Genomic DNA, 3,565 nt, shown 5'->3' on the forward strand with positions numbered 1-3,565 from the left:
CCTCTCGTGCTCGGACTCTTCCCAGAGTCGACATAGCGCCTCTATCTGGACACGCACAAGTTCCGTATCCCGGAGCGGCTCATCCGGGTTGCTCGAGTGACGGGAAGTGTCATCGCTCACGGCGAGATCATCCCACGATGCTCGCACCCTCAAGTGGCTTACGACTCGAGAGGCGCTCAAGGCTAGGCCGCGGCTCCCGCGAACACGCCCCAGGCGCGAGAGACGCCACCCGACCCGGCGTAGATGTCGGTGAACTCGTCCTGGGGCTCTGCACCGAGGAGATCGAACATCCACCGACAGAACACGGCCGGCTTCGCCCCGATCACCCGGCCCGGATCGGTCGTCCGCGCGCCCGGCCGGTACGTGAGGACACCCACGCGTCGCGAGGATCCCGACGACGCGTCGTCCGCGGCCGATCCCGACGCGTCGCGTCGCGCGGCCGCGTCACGCGACGCGTCGAGGTCACCGGCCAGCACGACGCGTACGCCGGCAGCATGCGACGCGTCGGCTCGAGTCGCGCGCGACGCGTCGCCGCGGACCTGCGCGACGCGTCCACCTGGTCGCCGCGACGCCTTCTCACCCGCCGCGGTGTACCGCGACGCGTCCCGGCGCCCACCCCAGTAGATCACCGGCTCCCACGCATTCAACGGCCCCGCACTGCGCGCCGGCCGCTCACCACGCACCCACACGGCGACACGGCTCCCCGGCGGGCACAGCGCAAGCACATCTTGTAGCGATCGAGCGGACGTCGACAATGCCCAGCCGTCAAACTCCCCCAGCTTCGCGATCAGCGCCGCGTGGTCGACCTCGCCGGCGAAGTCAGGATGCTTCCCGTAGTACCTCCGCGACAGCCCCGGATACCGCGGATCGGCATACGCGAGCCGCAAGACGTCGCGACCGACGTGAGGCGCGACGCCTACCCCCGACGTGAACCGATGCCGCGCCTGCCGACACCGCACCGAGCAGCACGCCGCATCGCGGCGAACACGCTCCGGGATCGGCCCCCGACACCATGCGCACTCGCGCGTCACGATGACGGATCGGCCGAATCGGCTGGCGTCCCCCATGCGACGTGCGCACTCGGGTAGACGTTGAAGTGCTGGTCGTAATCGGGATGCCGCTCGTAGCCGTCACTCTCGTGGCGCGCCTCCCATGCGTCGTCTCCGATGCGGACCCAGCGGACACCATTCGCCCAATCCCACGTCTGCCCGATACGGCGAGGTAGAGCTTCAATAGCGCGTAGTGACTCCTGCGCCTCGGCCAGCCTGCGCCGGGCGTCTCGCAGTTCTTTGCGGTTGCTCACGATGCGCTCCCATCCGTGTGGTCGGGTGACGGATCGGTCGAACTGGTGCTCAGGCACGAAGGGCATGTGTCCATCGGGTGAGGCATCTGGTAGCGCCATCCGGCACCCTCGACGGTCGCCCGCTGATCCGGCTTCGGCGCGTTCGGGAATGGTCCAAGAAACTTCGCGCGGCACACGTCGCACTCCACGAACCAGACTTGCTTTTGCGGCGCACCCTTCGGGAGCTTGTAGGCCAGGAACGTCATTGCTCAGACTCCAGACCGGTCGGTTCGGTGTCTTCGTCGTCATCCCAGATCGCGCCGCGACCCTGGCACTCGTCCCAGGTGATCACGCCACCCTCCCACTCGGCCCAGTTGCGGTCGGTGCACTCCTGGCACACCTCGTAGATGCCGGTCGAGGGGCAGGGTCGCTCCTCGTGCGCGCAGTCGCCCATCGCGCACTCGTACTCGACCGTCTCCATGTCCTTGCGCGTGTGGGTCACGATGCGCTCCCATCTGTGTGGTCGGGTGACGCGGTGCAGGTGAACGTCGGCTGACTCTCCGCGTCGGTGGTCATGTAGTGGTGGTGCATCGCCTCTCCCCTCGTCATGCGGCTTCCGCCGTCGGCTCGGACAGGCCGCGTCCGGCCCGTTCCTTCATCTGTTCGCGCACGGCGATCACGGTCGCGCGCCGGTAGATCGTCGTCCGCTTGCCCGCGGTCCAGATCGCACCCTCGGGAGCGATCTCTCCCGCCTTCTCCCACCGCTGCAACGTGCGGAGCGACCCGGCGAGCTGCGCCGCCTGGTCGCGCACGATCAGCGACTCCGCCCCCCACTCCGTGACCGGCGACGCCGTGTCCTCGTCGTACTCGGGCACCGGCCTGAGGGCGGGTGACGGGCTCGCGACGACGAGCGTCGGCCGTTCACGTCGCACGACACCCCAGCGGGCGTGAGCGTCAGCGACCGACCACGCGTCCCGCACGCCGTCGCCGTCGGGCTCGTGCCGATCCAGCACTTGACCGGCCAACGCGAGCACCCATGCGTGGTCGTTCAGCAGCCCCGTGTCGAGGTCGTGGAGGATGACGTTCGCGCCGTACCGGGCCTGCTCGAACGCTTCCGCGGCATCCGACGATGTCACGAGGAACAGTCGCTCGAGCGCCACGATCGCGTCCAGAAGGTCGGCCGGCACGGGCGCGGGCGCCTCGGTCGACGTCGACCCACCACGCTGCGCCGCGTCCTCGTACACCAGCGCCGACCGCGGATCCGCGAGCGACCGCAACCGGCCGAGCAGATCCGGGCCGTCGACCAGCATCCGGCGGAAGCCTCGAGCGCACCGATCGCACACCGCCGACTCCGCGGCCGTCGGCGCCCCCGCACACCCGGTGCACTCCCGCGGCGCGCCCGGCAACGCGAGCCGCTCCGCGATCGACGCGTCGTCCACGCCGTACCACGGGCACGCCCCGTAGTGCGCGCCGCGCGTCTTGCACCCGCGCACGCACTCACGCTCAGACGTCAACGGCACCCCCGAAGCGCTCCTGGATCCGCGACGCGATGAGCCCGTTACCGATCAGGCCCGTTCCGTGCCCGCCGCGCAGCCAATCGGCGATCTCCGCGACGACTTCCGCCCGAGCATCCGCCTCGACGGCGTCACGGATCCGCTTGCCACCGAGCCGCCCGATCTCACGATCGACGTACCACCGCGCCTTCTCGAGATCCTCGATCTCCCGGGCGGGATCCTTCGCCCCCGCGCGGGCGAGGTACTTCACCGCGTTGCCCCGGTTGAAGTTCATCTGCTCCGTGAGGTCGATCACCTCGAGCCCCCGATACTGCGTGTAGTGCGCGGGTCTATTCACGGCGTCCGACATCAGAACGGCACCTCCTCAGACGGCGCCGCCCACACGTCATCGGCCGGCCCCTGGGCCGGCGCCTGCGTGTTCGACCGTGCCCGCACGACCGTCGCCGTCGCGTACCGCAGCGAGGGTCCGATCTCGTCGACCTCAAGCTCGAGCGACGTCCGCGGATTGCCGTCGGCGTCCTGGTACGACCGCTGCCGCAGCCGACCGGTCACGATCACCCGCGACCCCTTCGTCAGCGACGCGGCGACGTGCTGCCCCAACTCCCGCCAGGCAGTCGCCCGGAGGAACAGAGCCTCGCCGTCCTTCCACTCGCCCGACTGCCGATCGAGCTGCCGCGGCGTCGCCGCCACCGTGAACCCCGCGACCGGGATCCCGCTCTGCGTGAACCGCAGATCCGGGTCCGCCGTCAGATTTCCCACCACCGTCAGA

The 3,565-nt window shown here is 69.8% G+C and carries 5 protein-coding genes; all 5 read right to left on the minus strand.

What is annotated here, in order from left to right; translation table 11 throughout:
• Positions 1-1,027: 1,027 nt before the first annotated feature.
• The 5 genes from ASG00_RS14810 to ASG00_RS04190 all read right to left on the minus strand — a co-directional run bounded on the left by ASG00_RS14810 (position 1,028) and on the right by ASG00_RS04190 (position 3,564).
• On the minus strand, positions 1,028-1,303 hold the full coding sequence (locus ASG00_RS14810) for a hypothetical protein (protein WP_156454833.1): 276 nt from the start codon (positions 1,301-1,303) through the stop codon (positions 1,028-1,030).
• Positions 1,304-1,544: 241 nt separating this feature from the next.
• The gene (locus ASG00_RS04175; protein ID WP_056207129.1) at positions 1,545-1,784 is read right to left on the minus strand and encodes a hypothetical protein; all 240 of its coding nucleotides are present in this window, start codon (positions 1,782-1,784) and stop codon (positions 1,545-1,547) included.
• Between the two features lie 103 nt (positions 1,785-1,887).
• Positions 1,888-2,592: a hypothetical protein gene (locus tag ASG00_RS04180; protein WP_056207131.1), complete on the minus strand. Its 705-nt coding sequence runs from the start codon at positions 2,590-2,592 to the stop codon at positions 1,888-1,890.
• Between the two features lie 193 nt (positions 2,593-2,785).
• Positions 2,786-3,145, minus strand: coding sequence for a DUF3310 domain-containing protein (locus ASG00_RS14325; protein WP_082483049.1), 360 nt, complete (start codon positions 3,143-3,145; stop codon positions 2,786-2,788).
• Positions 3,145-3,564, minus strand: a complete 420-nt coding sequence (locus ASG00_RS04190; protein WP_235559132.1) for a single-stranded DNA-binding protein — start codon at positions 3,562-3,564, stop codon at positions 3,145-3,147. The genes ASG00_RS14325 and ASG00_RS04190 overlap by 1 nt, the downstream gene beginning before the upstream one ends.
• Between the last annotated feature and the right edge of the window lies 1 nt (position 3,565).

Origin of the sequence: Microbacterium sp. Leaf351, from assembly GCF_001423825.1 — a bacterium.
GTDB classification, from domain to species: Bacteria; Actinomycetota; Actinomycetes; order Actinomycetales; family Microbacteriaceae; genus Microbacterium; species Microbacterium ginsengisoli.